Below are 14460 nucleotides of genomic sequence, written 5' to 3'. Positions count from 1 at the left end.
TGGTCTTTTCGCAAAGACTGGACTCGCAATGGCGCCGCGCCTAGGCCCTTCCCATCCCCGGGGAGCGAGCTTTCGCTGAGAGGGACGGGTAAGCGCCGTCCGACCCGTTGAACCTGAACCTGTTAACACAGGCGGAGGGAGTGGGCGGCTTTGCAGCAATCGACCCGCACTCCGTCTTTAGGAGAGAGCACTCATGGCCGACATCAATTCCCCTGTAGAAATCGGCGTTACCACCGGCCCCATTCGCGGCAGCCGCAAGATCCATGTCGGCGCGCGCACAGGCTCTGGCGTGCGTGTTGCCATGCGAGAGATCGACCTTGAGGGAGGCGAGGCTCCGGTTCGGGTGTACGACACCTCCGGCCCCTACACCGATCCCGAAGCCAGTATCGAAATCAACGCGGGCCTCCCTGGCTTGCGCAGCGACTGGATTGCGGCGCGCGGCGATGTTGAGGAATATGACGCGCGTGAAGTGAAGCCGGAAGACAACGGCCAGCTCGGCCCGGACCGCTCCGGCGGCGTCCCGCAATTCCCCAATGTTGTGAAGCGCCCCCTGCGCGCCAAAGCAGGCCAAAACGTCAGCCAAATGCACTATGCCCGCAAAGGCATCATCACGCCGGAGATGGAATATGTCGCCGAGCGTGAGAATCTCGGCCGCGAGATCGCCAAGGACTTTGTGCGCGACGGGCAGGATTGGGGTGCAAGCATCCCTGATGTCATCACCCCCGAATTCGTCCGCGATGAGGTTGCCCGTGGCCGCGCCATTATCCCGAACAACATCAACCACCCCGAAACCGAGCCGATGGCAATCGGACGCAATTTCCTCGTCAAGATCAACGCCAATATCGGCAACTCCGCCGTTGCATCGGACGTCGCGACCGAAGTCGACAAGATGGTGTGGGCCACCCGCTGGGGCGCGGACACGATCATGGACCTCTCCACCGGTCGCAATATCCACGACACCCGCGAATGGATCATCCGCAACTCCGCCGTGCCGGTGGGCACCGTGCCGATCTACCAAGCGCTCGAGAAAGTCGGCGGCATCGCCGAAGAGCTGACGTGGGATATCTTCCGCGACACGCTGATCGAGCAGGCCGAGCAGGGCGTTGATTACTTCACCATCCACGCCGGCGTGCGCCTGCCTTACGTCCCGCTCGCCGCCAACCGCGTCACCGGCATCGTCAGCCGCGGGGGATCGATCATGGCGAAATGGTGCCTCGCGCACCACAAGGAGAGCTTTCTCTACGAGCACTTCGACGAGATCACCGAGATCATGAAGGCCTATGACATCGCCTATTCGCTGGGCGACGGCCTGCGCCCCGGCTCCATCGCCGACGCTAATGACGAAGCGCAATTCGCCGAGCTTTACACGCTGGGCGAGCTGACCAAGCGCGCGTGGGAGCACGACGTGCAGGTGATGATCGAAGGGCCGGGCCACGTGCCAATGCACAAGATCAAGGAAAACATGGAGAAGCAGCTGGAGGCGTGCGGCGAGGCTCCGTTCTACACGCTCGGCCCGCTCGTCACCGATATCGCGCCGGGATACGACCACATCACCAGCGGCATCGGCGCAGCGCAGATCGGTTGGTACGGCACCGCGATGCTTTGCTACGTGACGCCGAAAGAGCACCTCGGCCTGCCCGACCGCGACGATGTGAAGGTGGGCGTGGTGACGTACAAACTCGCCGCCCACGCCGCTGACCTTGCCAAGGGCCACCCGGCAGCAAAGGTGCGCGACGACGCGCTGTCAAAAGCACGCTTTGAATTCCGCTGGCGCGACCAGTTCAACCTCTCGCTCGATCCTGACACCGCCGAGCAATATCACGACCAGACTTTGCCAGCCGAGGGCGCAAAGACGGCGCACTTCTGCTCCATGTGCGGACCAAAGTTCTGCTCGATGAAGATTTCGCAGGAAGTGCGCGAGTTCGCGGCGAAGCAGAATTCGGACCCCGACAGCTTCCTCGCTGCAACGCAGCCGGTTGAGGACGCGGAGGAAGGCATGGCCCAAATGAGCCGCGTCTTTAAGGAGAAGGGGCAGGAGCTTTATTTGCCGGAGGAGTGACTGAGGGGCTAGATTACTCCTCAGCCTTGCTCCAGCTAGCTATCAAACAAGTCTCCCTGCGCTGGCGGAACATCGGGGAATTTCTTGCCGGTCATCACTTCTGAGACACGTCCCTGATTGATGCCAAAAATTGAGGCAATCTGGTGGTTGTAAAGACCTTCCTTGAGTTTGAGGTAGCGAATCTTTGCCGCCATTTCAGCGGTTACAGGGGGAGGATTTAGCTTTCATCGTTAGACTTTCACTTGCTGATGCAAACCATTTGCACCATCATATGCGCGTGTCGTCTTTGATGCTCCGTGCCTTTGCGGGGTTCGTCAAGAATTGTCTCCTAGCTCTTCATATTCTTCTTTGGCGGGATGTGCGCAGTTGATGCGATCGCGGGAAGAATTGGCAGGTCGAGGTTTCCTTCGGAAGACATTCTGGAAACGAACGCCCGAAAATATGGGTAGGCTGCGAACATGCCAACATTTCGACAGAACCCTTTGGCACCTTCTTCAGAAGCACCGTCAGGCGTCTTGTAAAAAACGATATATTCGGCCGAGCATTTCGCCGCATTCTTGCGTCCATCTTTCGCAATAAAATGGTATCGGAAAACGCCTGCAACGCTCTGACGCTCTTCGTCAAAAGCGCAGGTGATAAGCTTGCGTCCATGCTCGAGCTTCCAATTTCTGCGATTCATCAAGCACTCTGACTTGACGTCGAATTCACTTCTTTGGAGGACTATCCCCTCCAAAACTGCCTTCGTCGCAACATGATTGTACTCTGCACCAGAAAAGCCTCCTGATGGGGCATGTGCAGCGATCTCTTTAGAAATGTCACTCATTATGCGGCCGCTTCAAATCTAGCATTCGTATCTCGCATGAGAGAAAGCCCTTGGAATACGTTGTCGTTTGCATGGTGTGAATCTAAACTCGCGTCCTGCGACTGGAGTTCTTGCCACTGACCGAGTGTGTCGAGCGAGGCGCGCTCGTTCGTTTCAAAGCGCCCTGCAAAAAAGTGATCAAGGCATTCGTCAGCGCCCGAATAAGACACAACGGCCTCTTCGCCGAGCGCAAAAAGAGCACGGGCCCACAGCCTGAGCGTAAAGTTCTTGCACTCGTCCGAAAAAATCTGGGTCACGCGAGCTCGTGTAACACCCATCGCACGCGCCAAGTCTGCGCGAGACATTCCTTTTTCATCAAGAAGTTGTTGTAGCAGGCTCTGAGCATCTACAATCAGAGCTTCTTCGGCGAAGATCAGCCGTTCATTCTGCTTGCTGTTGTGAGCCATATCTATTCCTTTTCCATTCTAATCAAACCATCTATCGCGTCATCAACGCGTTTTCTCGCACGTTCCAAAATCGGCCCTGCTTTCGTTTGCTTTTTGGCCACATCGGCATCCACAATGAAAAAAGTTCGCTTGCCGTATATTTCTCGCACAAAGCCATAAAGCCGCACACGCCGAACTTTGAAGGCTTGGACCATTTCTTTATGTTTCGAAGTCCGGCCCTCATTTGGGTTTATCATCTCCTCTGTGAGCGATTGGCCCTTGCACCATCTTTGAAACACACGCTTTAGACGACCCTTCGACTGGACATCCAATCCACGATACTCCTTCATAGCTCGCTTCGTGATGACAATCCGTGCATGGCCACTCACTTCGACATCCTCGAAGCCTAGTGCAGGAGCAGAATCGATATCATCACGAGCCATACCTGAGTTGTGTTAATAGAAAACTTAACACATGCAAGCGATATCTCCCGTAGTATGCAGTCTGGGAGCGAGTAGGAAAGGCCTTTAGGGGCTCCTTTCCTACTCCCCCGAAATCTGCCTTAGCGTGCCCGATGACCCAGCACTCCGACACGCCGCGCGCCCGCACTGCCACCACCGCGCCCACCCGCAAATCTGGGCAGCGCCACGACGGCTGGACCCTCACCAAACAGGCTGCGTTCCTGCGCCAGCTTTCCGCCACGCACTCCGTCTCCGAGGCGGCCAAGACCGTCGGGATGTCGCGGCAATCGGCTTATCGTTTGCGGTCAAAGCTCAAAGGTAAGCCGTTTGATCTCGCGTGGGAGGTGGCGTTTCATCATTCCTATGATGTGCTGGCCCATGCGGCGCTGGAACGCGCGCTCAACGGGGTGGAGGTGCCGGTCTATTATCAGGGGGAGCAGGTGGGGCATTATCGCCGCTTTGACGAGCGGTTGACCGTCGCGCTGCTGAACAAGATGACGCATGGCGGCAATCCGGTGTTCGGGCGCATCGCCAACAGCGCGGAAAAGCATGCGCGCGATTTCGAGGCTTTGCTGGGTCAGCTGGAACATGGCGAGGATGTGCCGACCGGCGCCCTTGCGGTGAGCGATCCGGGAGAGCTGGAAGGGGTGCGGGGCACGGCAGGCTCTTTCGATGCGGTCTCCGGCACGTTCTCGTGTTCGCACTGTGTCTCTGATGCGGAAATTATGGCCGCTTTACAGGATTTTGAGGCCGGAGAGCAAAAGTGACACGGTGTCACCTTTGTCACCTTTGTCACTTTCGAAGCTGGTTCAGCACCCGGTCCAGCGCCTGCAGGAAACGCGAGCGATCCGCCTTGCTAAACGGCGGTGGGCCTCCACCGATCCCGTCCATTCCCGCACGCAGGTCTTCCATAATCGCGCGGGTGGCAATCGCGCTGCCGATGCTGGCGGAATCAAACGGCTTGCCATTGTGCGCCAGGACCTGTGCGCCCGCTTTCAGGCAACGTTCGGCCAGCAGGATATCGGCAGTGATCACCACGCAATGCGCGTCGGCATTGTCTGCGATCCAGTCATCGGCGGCGTCGAAGCCATCGTTGACCACCACGCGCTTCACACGCTCGCTCACCGGCACGCGGAACGGGCTGTTGCTGACCACGCGAACAAGGGCCTTGTAGCGGCCGGCCACGCGGTAGACCTCGTCTTTGACTGGGCAAGCGTCGGCGTCGACTAGGATGGTGATGGGTGCGCTCATGCAGCGGCCATTAGGCGTTTCGCGCCCCGCGTGCTACACATACAGCGCTGACGTCGGAATTTGCGACGGAACTTGAAATTTGACGACCGCCGCTTGCCTTTTGGCCCCGGCGTAAACCGGACGACGACTTCCCTTCATCTGAACGAATTGACGCACAACCCGTGGGCATATCGCTCGCGGGCAACTCACGTTCTTGAAAGGAACGACTTATGGCCAAGACTGGCTCCGTAAAATTCTTCAACACCGACAAGGGCTATGGCTTTATCGCGCCCGACGACGGCTCGGCCGACAGCTTTGTGCATATCAGCGCTGTTCAGGCTGCTGGGATGCAAACTCTCGATAAGGAACAACGTCTCAATTATGACGTCGAGGTCGGCCGCAATGGCAAGGAAAGCGCCGTAAACCTTTCGGCTGCTGACTGACCGGACAAACGGGGCGCGGCGCCTGTGCGTCGTGCATGTGCGGTGCGCCCCATTTTGTTTCTCGGACCGCAACGCAAAGGAGCCCGATCATGGCCCAGACTTATGAATTCTACAAAGACCGCGCCGACGAAGCAAAGGCGCGTGCCGATGAGGCAACCCTTGATAATGTGCGGGATCGCGAGCTGCGCGCGGAAAAAAGCTGGCGCGGGCTTGCCGATCAGGCACGCCAAGGCGTGATCGCTCGCGAAAAAGCCGATGCGGAACGAATGGCGAAACGCGCAGCTGAGGCTGCAGCACAGGCAGAGGCCGGCGCCATCGGCTAACGGCACAGGGCAAGTTGTGCTTCTCTTCAATCTGTCGTGCGTCTTGGATGTGGGGGACATGTTGGGAAAGGTGTCGCCGTGCTGTGCAAGGCCTTCCTTTCAATGTTGACTTGGGTGCAACGCACGCTACGCCTCGCAACCATCTGAAGGGGGAGCATAATTTGAACTACTCACAAAACATGACGCGCGCGGCTCTGGCTGGCACTTTGGCCATTGCGCTTGCGGGTTGCGATGCCGCGGACAGCGTGATGAGCGCGGTGGGCGGAACCGACATGGGTACGTCGCCAGACGCTTGTTTCAACGCTGCGGTCGAAAAGCTGGGCGCAGATGCCAAGGTCTCTGACATCAGCACAATCTTCAGCGCAGGCCCCGATGTGGACGCCAGCGCGACCGATCCGGCTGGCACGGTGATCAGCTGCTTGATCTACTACCAAAACCCGGAAGACCCGAAGAAGCTGCTGGGCATCACCTATGCCGGTGCCGTGGGCAGTTTCAGCGAACCCGCGCCGGTTGAAGTGACCGTCAGCGGCGATGCGGCCGAGTTCAATCTTGAAGACAACATCGTTGCGCTGTCCGATGTGAACGCCGCTGGCGTGGCCGAGTACCTGAAAGCCAATCAGGAGAAGCTGGACGAGCGTTACAGCAATCACGCTGTGACCATGGTTCAGCTGATGCCTCCGGGCCGGGCGAGCGATGAGTTCTCGATCCGCGTGCAGGTTGATGGCCGCCTGAAGTCGAACGACGTCAAAGATGACGGATTTGCGATCCTGGCGCTGGACGGCACGACGGCGAAGATTGATCAGCTGATCGACTAACGCCTGCAAGATGTGGGCTATCGGCGGGGTGACCTTCTCACCCTCGGCCGGCAAAAAAGGGGAGCGGCTCGGATGATGAGCCGCTCCCCTTTTGCGTTTTCTTATCGTGCTGGCATTGCGCTAGCCAGTGCCCGTCTCACCGCTGCTGCGTTAAGCGCACGAGGCTCCAGTCATAGCCCAGTTCACGCACACGCGCCTCGAGCTTGGCGGTGAGTTCGGGTGAAGGTTTGGCCTCGCGGGTAAGCATCCAGAGGTATCGCCCTGAAGGCTCGCCGACGATGGACCATGGATATTGCCCGTCCGGGCCCGGTTCTCCACGGTCGAGCACCCAGTAATCGCCGAAGAAAGGACCGAAGAAGCTGACCTTCAATTGCGCGCCGCCGGTGCCCTCGACCACTTTGGCGCGGCCCTTGGCTTCGGAGTATTTGCCGTCAAGCGAACCTTTGTAGCAGGCGTTGATCACGCGAATCTTGGACGCGCCGGTGGTATCCCTCAACGAGTATTTCGCGGTGACGCCTTCGCAGTCTTTCTGGAACGGAGCCTCATAGCGGCCATATTCGTACCACGTGCCGAGATAGGCGGTGAGCTCAACCGGTTTAGCTGGCTGCGGGACGGCGGTGTTGCCGATCGGACCGGGCGAGCCGACGCAAGCATTCAGCGATACGACAAGCGCAAATGCCAGCGCCGCGCGTGCGGAAACACGGCGGCGCCGGGAGTAGGTTTGGATGGTCAAGGCCTACTCGGAGATCACGATCTCGACGCGGCGTGCCTCGGCAGCGCTCATCTCGGTCGTGGTCGTATCGTCTGGTTTGACCAATTCGGTGCGGCCTTCGTCCACACCGCCAGCAACCAGAGCAGCCTGAACATTCTCAGCGCGCTCTTTGGAAAGGCGGGCGTTGATCTCGGCATTGCCGCTGGGGTCGTTATAGCCTGAAATCGTAGCTGTGGCGTCCTGATTGTCGGTGAGAAATTTGAGAGCTTCAGCCGATGTGTCTGCGAACTCCGGCGAGACCGCCGAACTGCCGCTGTCGAAATAAACAGTCAGCATCGGTTTGCCGTCACGTTCCGATGCGGTGACGCCGGCGCCATCGGGCACTTCGGGTGTGGCGGCTTCGGTTGGCTCGGGCGCAGGAGCCGGTTCAGCAGGCGCTGCGGAGGCTGTTTCTTCAACCGGATCGGGCGTCAGGGCGGTGTTCTTGACCCAGACCGATGTGATGGCAGCAAACATGATCGCGCCGAACATGACCGCACCGGCAAGTGCAGCGATGCCCCAGATGCCATCGTCGCCATCGTCTTCTTCCTGAATAGCAGAACGGCCACCGCTTCCGGAGCCGCCACCAGACGACATGGCTGTCGCAACGGGTGTCGGGCTGGTTGCAGCAGGCGCCGAGCTAGCAGCGGTTGCGCCTGTGGACGCGGCGGCTGCGGTGGTCGCTGCTGCCGCCGCCTTGGTCGGGGCTGGGGCCGGAGCCGGGGCTTTGGCCTTCTTCGGTGCGGCTTTCTTTGATACAGCCTTCTTTGGTGTAGTCTTCTTCGCACCCTTGGGTGGTTTGTTGAATATCTCGAGCAGGCCGAAATGCTTGGTCAGGAGATAATAGACGCTGACACGGTTGCGCTCTCCGCCACCCATGGCCGAGCCAACCGTCTGGATCGCCGCATCAAGGGTCGCGTCGTCATCTGTCAGGGCGAGCTTCTTCTTGAGAAACTTGTCACGAACGCGGTCGGTCTCTTCTTTGTCTTCAAACGTGACCTTGGATGCATTTTCTGAGCGCAGGGCTATCCCGCAATAGCGGACGATGCCGCCCACGATGTTCTCATCGGCACCCGCGTCATATTTGCGGACATCCGCCAACCAATCTTGATCCATGACGAAATTCCCCTCTCGTCCAGAACAGCGCGATGGATTGTGTGTCCCAAATGCCAAGTCCCGCGCCGATCAAAGGACTCGCACCAATCGCGCCGGAGTGTAGCCAGAATCGCCGCAATGACAAGTTGGCATTACAAGTGAAATGTAACGCGAAATAGACATACCGATTTCACTGGACGGTCAGCTTTGCGTCCCCATATTGATAGTTGGAGAAAAAATAAGGAGACACAGCCATGCAGTTTCAGTTCAATTCGGACAGCTCCGTTATGGGAACCGACAATGTCGCCGAGCGGATTGAGGCGGCTGTGCGATCGAAGCTTGCTCGTTTCGAAGAGCGGCTGACCCGGGTTGAAGTGCATGTGCGCGATGTCAACGGATCGAAGCACGGCGCCGATGACAAGGAATGCATGATCGAGGCGCGCCCCCGCGGCGGCAAACCGATTGGCGTGCATGGAAAGGCCGACAAGGTTGATGATGCTGCGCGCAAAGCGGCCAACACCTTGGTTCAGCGTCTTGAGCGCATTTTCGGCAAGGAAGAAAAGCACAAGCATGATGCCCGGCCTGACAAGGTGATGTGACTTAGGCTTGTTTGCGCCCGAACACTTTGGCCCTCAGCCCCCTGCCTGAAACACTTGGCATTCCGGGATTGCTTGGGCTTGGCGAGATAACCTTTGGCGGCGTTTCTGGCGGAGGCAGTGCTTCTCCGTCTGGACCTTGGGCACGCACTTCAAACGTTCCGCCGATGCCTTCGGCCAGTTTGCGGCTTTCGCGCCACTCATTGGCGAGCTCGGATTTTTCCTCTTGATCGCCGGGCATGTTCACACCCGCAAAGGTGCGATCGTCGATCACGTTTTCGTCCGGCACATGCTCAGGGTCGAGGAAGTTGTAATCCGTGTGTTTGAGCGGTTTGAGCTCGTAAAGCGGAACTCCGCCTTCTTCCGCTGAAAGGTCATCCGGTGTGTCGCCGGGTTCGCGGTAGGTTACACGAGTCGAGGTCTTGCGATCTTCTGGTCCAAACGTGTCGCCATCGGGGATGACGTAGCCGTCCTGCGTTGTCGCGATGCGAAGGAAGGCGAGGATCGTTTCGAAGTTGGCCGCCCAAGGAATTTCGTTGGGCTGGATCAGGATTTCACGGCCCAGCCAGTGGCGTGCGCCGTAGGTTCGGATGCCTGCTTTATCCGGCTCACCCGGCTTGGGGCGCGGGCCAAACAGGAATGGATGGATATGCAGCGGGCTGGGCGCTTCTAAAGCGGCGAAGGCATCAAACTTCTCGCCGTCGATCAATAAGTCGGACTGGGTCCAGTGCACGGCAAGCGGTTCGGCATGATCGGTCATCACTCGGCTCATCAAAGCCAGAATGTCGAGGCGGCGGTGAAACTGCTCCTGTGTCGCGCCATCAGGCTCGCGACCGATATCGTTCAGGAAACCGGCGATTTCCCGGTTTTCCGCAACACCGCCAAGAACACCATGCGAGACCTCGAGCAAAACATGGCTTCCTGTGCGGGCAATCCGTTCGCGGATATCGGGCGTTAGAAGGCCAACTATGGGCGAAGAAAGCGCTCCCCGAAATGCGGCTTCGTTCGCAGGGCCTTCGATATATTCGAAGGTCAGCATCAACTCTTCATCGCCGTTAAACAGGCGGTAAAAGTGGCCGGGATTGGTCTCGGGCACGTTGAAAGTGGCACCCGACTTCATCTCTTCAATCCTGGCAAAATCGCGCACAGCCGCTTCGAGAGCGTCAAACCGCCCTTCGAACAGCATCGCCACTTGCAAGCGATTGGGGAATTTCATGGTCTACGCCTCTTTGATCTCAAGCGCTTGGGGCTATCAAAAGAGGGTAAGGGTTGGGTTAACCAGACCTTGTTCGCTTACGCGAAAGGGTCAGGCGAACGGCAATTCCGATTGCGGCATACCAATGGATAGATCGCGGAGGATGCCGTCGATCTTCTTCTTCACGCCAAAGAAACCAGCGCGCGCATGCGGCCATGTGGCCCGACTGAGATCGTCGAGCAAGACGGTCACCCGGTTGTTATCAATCAATGCGGCGAGCTCTGGCATGAGGCTATCGCGGGTCCAGCCTGTCGGGAGATAGGGCAGGGCGACTTGGTCGATACCGGCATCAGAGAGAATATCGGCCAGACGCTCGCCATCTGCCCAATTGCGCAGCTCGCAGTCATACTCCTCTGCTGCCGCGCTGGCTCCTTTGGTCACTGCATCCCTCGCAAAGTTGCTTGCGAGCGGGTCGACATCACGGGGTGAGCGCGCATTGGCGCGCGCGGCTCCGATAACCAGCGCAGGAGGGTGAGAAAGATCAAACGGAACATGGCTCGCCGCTTCATCATGCAGGATCAGGGCATAACGCCGGTCCAGAGCCTCTGCCGCGACCGGTCCGGGCAATTCCAGCTTCTGCCGCTGGTGCTCGATCGCTTCCTCCAGGGTGGGCGCGTCATCGGCAATTCCTTGCGCAGCAAGCGGTCCATCGGGCTGGTTGGCTGTGTAGCGGGCGATATTGTCCTTGCGCGCCAGATAGGTCTTGCCCTTGGTGTGCAGCCCGCCGACCCACCGCCAACTGAGCGTGTTTGATGCCGCATCGCCATCGATCAGGTGGCGCAAGAAGAAGTCCGCTCCAAGCTGCCAATCCAGTTTCAGGGTGAAAATCCAGATGCTCGCGAACCACATCCGGGCGTGGTTGTGGAGGTAGCCGGTTTCGACCAGTTCGTGTGCCCAGTGGTCGAACGCTTCGATACCCGTTCGCCCCTCGACAGCTTCGGTGTAGGCGGTGCGCAGGCCGGCATTGCTTTCCATCGCGTCAAACGCGGCATCGCGGTTTTCGCAATAGGAGCGCCAAACAGTCGGGCGCTGTTCAAGATACCCTTTGAAATAGACGCGCCAGAATACTTCGGCGATGAACTTCTCTGCGGCGCTCGCGCTGTGGCGCTCCAACACTGCATCAACGACTTCGCTTTCGCTGATCACGCCTACATGGAGCCACGGTGACAATTGCGACACGTTGCGCCGCCCCATGCCATCATCGTGGTTGCGATTGTTGGCATAGGCTCGGCCTGCATCGGGCAGAAATCCGGCGAGGTGAGACAGCGCTGCGTCGCGTGTGGGTATCCATTGCATGAAGGGTGGAACAATGGCGACCGCGAGCGGTTCCGATCCATGCAATCTTCGCAAGTCCCTACATCCGGAATGCGTCTGGTTGCGTAGTTAGGTGCAGCGCAGCTCCCGGCCGCGCTCGATTGAAATCGTAATTGAGAACTAAGGATTCCCCTACTCATGAAAATGTTGAAACTAACCCTCGCATCGGTTGCCGCGCTCTCGCTGGCGGCCTGTGACACGGCCACGGACGAAGCCGCTGAAGCCGAAGCCACTGCAGCTGCCGAAGCAGAAGCTGGAACCGTCGTTGAAGTTGCAAGCGCTGACGAGAACTTCTCGACACTCGTCGCAGCTGTCACTGCTGCCAAGCTTGGTGAAACGCTGTCGAGCGAAGGTCCGTTCACTGTATTTGCGCCAACCAACGCCGCGTTCGAGAAAATCGACGCAGCCGCGCTTGAAGAGCTGACTACCACGGACACAGAGACCCTTGGTGCCATCCTTCAGTATCACGTGGTCTCAGGCACTGTGAATGCAGCTGGACTGACTGGCGCAATCGAGCAGGCCGGTGACGAACCTTACACCATTACCACTGTGGGCGGCGGCACCTTCACCGCGGCTGTGGTTGATGGCGCGGTTGTGCTGACCGACGCTGCTGGCAACACCTCGACCGTGACCGCAACCGACGTCGAAGCATCGAACGGCATCATCCACGTTATCGATACGGTTCTGACGCCGGGTTAATAGGTTCAGACTGAAGTCAAATGCGAAGGCGGGTCCGATTGGGCCCGCCTTTTGCTTTGGTGGATTGGCGCGGAAAGCGTATGCATGGCGCACCGAAATTGGAGAAATTTCATGCGCAAAGCACTGCAAATGGTCACCGCGTTGAGTGCGCCCGTCTTGCTTGCTGCCTGCGGGCAGGATGACGATATCAGCACCAATGCCGAGCCTTATGATGGCATTTCGGAAAGCGAAAAGCTCACCTTGTTGGGCAATGAGCCTTTCTGGAACATCGCGATAGACGATGGAACAGCGACCTATTCATCGCCAGAGAATATCGACGGCACGGAATTCACCGTCACCCGGTTTGCTGGGAACAATGGTTTGGGCTTTTCCGGAGAGCTTGATGGCGCATCCATGCAGATCGCCGTCACGCCGGGCATGTGCAGTGACGGGATGAGTGACCGTGACTATCCCTTCACGGTCACGGTTAGCTGGGGTGATCGCTCGCTTGAGGGCTGCGCCTATACGGACCAGCAGCTGTTCACTGGCGAAGAAGCGCCGTAGCGATGTTGTGACAGGCGGGGCGCCTTAAGCACCCCGCCAGATCAGAGACTAGAACAGTCCCGGAATTTCGAACTGAGCCGCGCTCGGCTTTTCAGGCTGGAGCGGTTCACGACGGTTCACGCTCTGCGTGGTTTGTTGGCCGGGAACACCCGTAATTGGCGCTGCGCAAGAACGCCCAGCCAAAAGTCGAGCGCTGCTGCGGTCGAGGCCTCGTTGGCGTCACCCATCGGCGTGAATATGTCATCATCGGCCCGGCAAGTATTCGGCACCTCGCTGGCGAGGCCGTTGTAGTAGCCACCTTGATCATCCGCGTTGTTCGTCTGGAACGTCACGGCCCGGACACGAAGGTCGCAATCATCGAGGTCGAAACCGAATTGGCCGACCGGCTTGCCAAATGTGTCGGCTCCGATCAGCGCCACGTTGTTGCCTAGATAAGGCAGCATTGAGTTGATCACGAGCTCACTGGCTGAAGCGGTTCCGCCGCGCCCGATAAAGGCGACTTTAGTCGGAGAGAGCGCATTCACCTCGCTCTGGAACAATTCGGTTGAGTTCTCGCTCGACTTGGAATCGCGCAAGACGGTCCGGCTCCACACCTGACCAACACGGCCTTCGCCCATCAGATCGCCAAACGTATCGGCTAGGCTGACGAGGCCGCCGCCATTGTAGCGGAAATCGATAATTAGCTCGGTGACATTGTTCTGGTTGAACAGAGCAAATGCATCACGCAGCTGATCACCGGCACCAGATGGGAAGAAGGTGCGGAAGTTGAGGTAACCGACATTCTTGCCGGCATCGTTGATGATCTGCGCGCCGAAGACGTCGGAAACGGGATCGATTTCGAAATCCGTTTTGGTAACCGTGGCTTCAGTGGCGGCACCGCCGGCCCCTACGGGAACGAAGCGTAACACGCGCGATACGCCCGGATCGGATGGGCCGAGTGCATTGACTACAGCTTGTGGTCCACCCGATGCCATGAGCGAAGATACAGTCTCAATGTTGCTCGAGTTTGTACCGATGCCCGTCAGCTCCGTTCCGCGATCAAGACCGGCGGCGAAACCGTTGGCTGTTTCATAGGCATCGATGATGAAGACGCGGTTGTTCACCGTGTCATAGATCAGACGGATGCCGAAACCCGCGCTGGAACCGGAATTGATAAGAGCGTTTTCTTCGGCGATCGACGTCGCGAATGTGAAACCTCGATCGATCCCTTGCGCACGGGCAGGGGCAACGCGCGCGTCCAGATAATCCTGAACGCTGGAGAAGCCGGTCGTGCTGACCGTATTGTCAAGAAGATCAGGGAACAGATACCATTCATCCAAGACCGCATTCGCAAACGTAATCTGCTCGGAAACGGAGCAACCCGTACTTGTCGGGGGTGTGGGGGTTGGTGAACCGCCTCCTGTTGGCGGAACTGGGCTGTCACCTCCACACGCGACGAGGGCGAAGGCAAGGGTTGCAGATATTGCAGTACGACCAAACTTCATTTTGGGGGCGACTCCGGTATTTTTCGACTTAAGTTTTTTACAAATTGATGCAGATCACAATGCATGCACCAAGCGGCTTCGGCAAGAATTTGAACGTTTCCGCATGTGAAATTGTTGCCGAAAATGCTGAATCTGCCCGATTTT

Annotated in this window: 18 protein-coding genes and 1 riboswitch; of the genes, 8 read left to right on the top strand and 10 right to left on the bottom strand. The window is 58.3% G+C overall.

What is annotated here, in order from left to right; genetic code table 11:
• The first annotated feature begins 48 nt into the window (after nt 1-48).
• Nucleotides 49-157: riboswitch (TPP riboswitch) on the top strand.
• 36 nt (nt 158-193) lie between these two features.
• Entirely contained in the window at nt 194-2059 is a 1866-nt protein-coding gene (gene thiC / locus AC0V6K_RS04385) for a phosphomethylpyrimidine synthase ThiC (protein ID WP_472625168.1), read from the top strand.
• Nucleotides 2060-2094: 35 nt separating this feature from the next.
• Here thiC and AC0V6K_RS04380 read toward each other — a convergent pair whose 3' ends face one another.
• The 4 genes from AC0V6K_RS04380 to AC0V6K_RS04365 all read right to left on the bottom strand — a co-directional run bounded on the left by AC0V6K_RS04380 (nt 2095) and on the right by AC0V6K_RS04365 (nt 3750).
• Nucleotides 2095-2253, bottom strand: a complete 159-nt coding sequence (locus tag AC0V6K_RS04380) for a hypothetical protein (protein WP_472625166.1) — start codon at nt 2251-2253, stop codon at nt 2095-2097.
• A 134-nt stretch (nt 2254-2387) separates the two neighbouring features.
• Nucleotides 2388-2882, bottom strand: a complete 495-nt coding sequence (locus tag AC0V6K_RS04375; protein WP_472625164.1) for a hypothetical protein — start codon at nt 2880-2882, stop codon at nt 2388-2390.
• Complete coding sequence (locus AC0V6K_RS04370; RefSeq protein ID WP_472625162.1) at nt 2882-3328, bottom strand: helix-turn-helix domain-containing protein; 447 nt, start codon at nt 3326-3328, stop codon at nt 2882-2884. The genes AC0V6K_RS04375 and AC0V6K_RS04370 overlap by 1 nt, the downstream gene beginning before the upstream one ends.
• Before the next feature lie 2 nt (nt 3329-3330).
• Nucleotides 3331-3750 (bottom strand): hypothetical protein, encoded by a 420-nt coding sequence (locus AC0V6K_RS04365; protein ID WP_472625160.1) that lies wholly within the window; start codon nt 3748-3750, stop codon nt 3331-3333.
• A 131-nt stretch (nt 3751-3881) separates the two neighbouring features.
• Between AC0V6K_RS04365 and AC0V6K_RS04360 the strand changes: the two genes are divergently transcribed.
• Nucleotides 3882-4535: a hypothetical protein gene (locus AC0V6K_RS04360; protein WP_472625158.1), complete on the top strand. Its 654-nt coding sequence runs from the start codon at nt 3882-3884 to the stop codon at nt 4533-4535.
• A gap of 25 nt (nt 4536-4560) precedes the next feature.
• Here AC0V6K_RS04360 and AC0V6K_RS04355 read toward each other — a convergent pair whose 3' ends face one another.
• Entirely contained in the window at nt 4561-5019 is a 459-nt protein-coding gene (locus AC0V6K_RS04355; RefSeq protein WP_472625156.1) for a YaiI/YqxD family protein, read from the bottom strand.
• A 209-nt stretch (nt 5020-5228) separates the two neighbouring features.
• On the opposite strand from AC0V6K_RS04355, the gene AC0V6K_RS04350 reads away from it, so the two are divergent.
• The 3 genes from AC0V6K_RS04350 to AC0V6K_RS04340 all read left to right on the top strand — a co-directional run bounded on the left by AC0V6K_RS04350 (nt 5229) and on the right by AC0V6K_RS04340 (nt 6579).
• Complete coding sequence (locus tag AC0V6K_RS04350; protein ID WP_472625154.1) at nt 5229-5441, top strand: cold-shock protein; 213 nt, start codon at nt 5229-5231, stop codon at nt 5439-5441.
• Between the two features lie 89 nt (nt 5442-5530).
• Complete coding sequence (locus AC0V6K_RS04345; protein ID WP_472625152.1) at nt 5531-5764, top strand: hypothetical protein; 234 nt, start codon at nt 5531-5533, stop codon at nt 5762-5764.
• A 161-nt stretch (nt 5765-5925) separates the two neighbouring features.
• Nucleotides 5926-6579: a hypothetical protein gene (locus AC0V6K_RS04340; RefSeq protein WP_472625150.1), complete on the top strand. Its 654-nt coding sequence runs from the start codon at nt 5926-5928 to the stop codon at nt 6577-6579.
• Nucleotides 6580-6715: 136 nt separating this feature from the next.
• Here AC0V6K_RS04340 and AC0V6K_RS04335 read toward each other — a convergent pair whose 3' ends face one another.
• Nucleotides 6716-7312, bottom strand: coding sequence for a lipocalin family protein (locus AC0V6K_RS04335; protein ID WP_472625148.1), 597 nt, complete (start codon nt 7310-7312; stop codon nt 6716-6718).
• 3 nt (nt 7313-7315) lie between these two features.
• Nucleotides 7316-8446 carry a DUF2853 family protein gene (locus AC0V6K_RS04330; RefSeq protein WP_472625146.1) on the bottom strand — a complete coding sequence of 377 codons (1131 nt, stop codon included), beginning with the start codon at nt 8444-8446 and terminating at the stop codon, nt 7316-7318.
• A gap of 233 nt (nt 8447-8679) precedes the next feature.
• Here AC0V6K_RS04330 and AC0V6K_RS04325 point away from each other — a divergent pair, with 233 nt between their 5' ends.
• Nucleotides 8680-9024, top strand: a complete 345-nt coding sequence (locus AC0V6K_RS04325; RefSeq protein WP_472625144.1) for an HPF/RaiA family ribosome-associated protein — start codon at nt 8680-8682, stop codon at nt 9022-9024.
• 1 nt (nt 9025) lies between these two features.
• Here AC0V6K_RS04325 and AC0V6K_RS04320 read toward each other — a convergent pair whose 3' ends face one another.
• Nucleotides 9026-10237, bottom strand: a complete 1212-nt coding sequence (locus tag AC0V6K_RS04320; RefSeq protein WP_472625142.1) for a hypothetical protein — start codon at nt 10235-10237, stop codon at nt 9026-9028.
• Between the two features lie 90 nt (nt 10238-10327).
• Nucleotides 10328-11572, bottom strand: a complete 1245-nt coding sequence (locus AC0V6K_RS04315; RefSeq protein ID WP_472625140.1) for an FAD-binding domain-containing protein — start codon at nt 11570-11572, stop codon at nt 10328-10330.
• A 156-nt stretch (nt 11573-11728) separates the two neighbouring features.
• On the opposite strand from AC0V6K_RS04315, the gene AC0V6K_RS04310 reads away from it, so the two are divergent.
• Together AC0V6K_RS04310 and AC0V6K_RS04305 are read left to right on the top strand one after the other, a co-directional pair.
• A complete protein-coding gene (locus AC0V6K_RS04310; protein ID WP_486172562.1) occupies nt 11729-12289 on the top strand; it encodes a fasciclin domain-containing protein in 561 nt (186 codons plus the stop codon).
• Nucleotides 12290-12400: 111 nt separating this feature from the next.
• Complete coding sequence (locus tag AC0V6K_RS04305; RefSeq protein ID WP_472625136.1) at nt 12401-12832, top strand: COG3650 family protein; 432 nt, start codon at nt 12401-12403, stop codon at nt 12830-12832.
• Nucleotides 12833-12948: 116 nt separating this feature from the next.
• On the opposite strand, the gene AC0V6K_RS04300 is transcribed toward AC0V6K_RS04305, so the two are convergent.
• Nucleotides 12949-14151, bottom strand: a complete 1203-nt coding sequence (locus AC0V6K_RS04300; protein ID WP_472625134.1) for a S41 family peptidase — start codon at nt 14149-14151, stop codon at nt 12949-12951.
• Nucleotides 14152-14460: the final 309 nt, after the last annotated feature.

The organism is Erythrobacter sp. S43, from assembly GCF_057364955.1.
The sequence above is the reverse complement of the archived record's forward strand: the minus strand, read 5'-3'. Positions and strand labels throughout refer to the sequence as shown.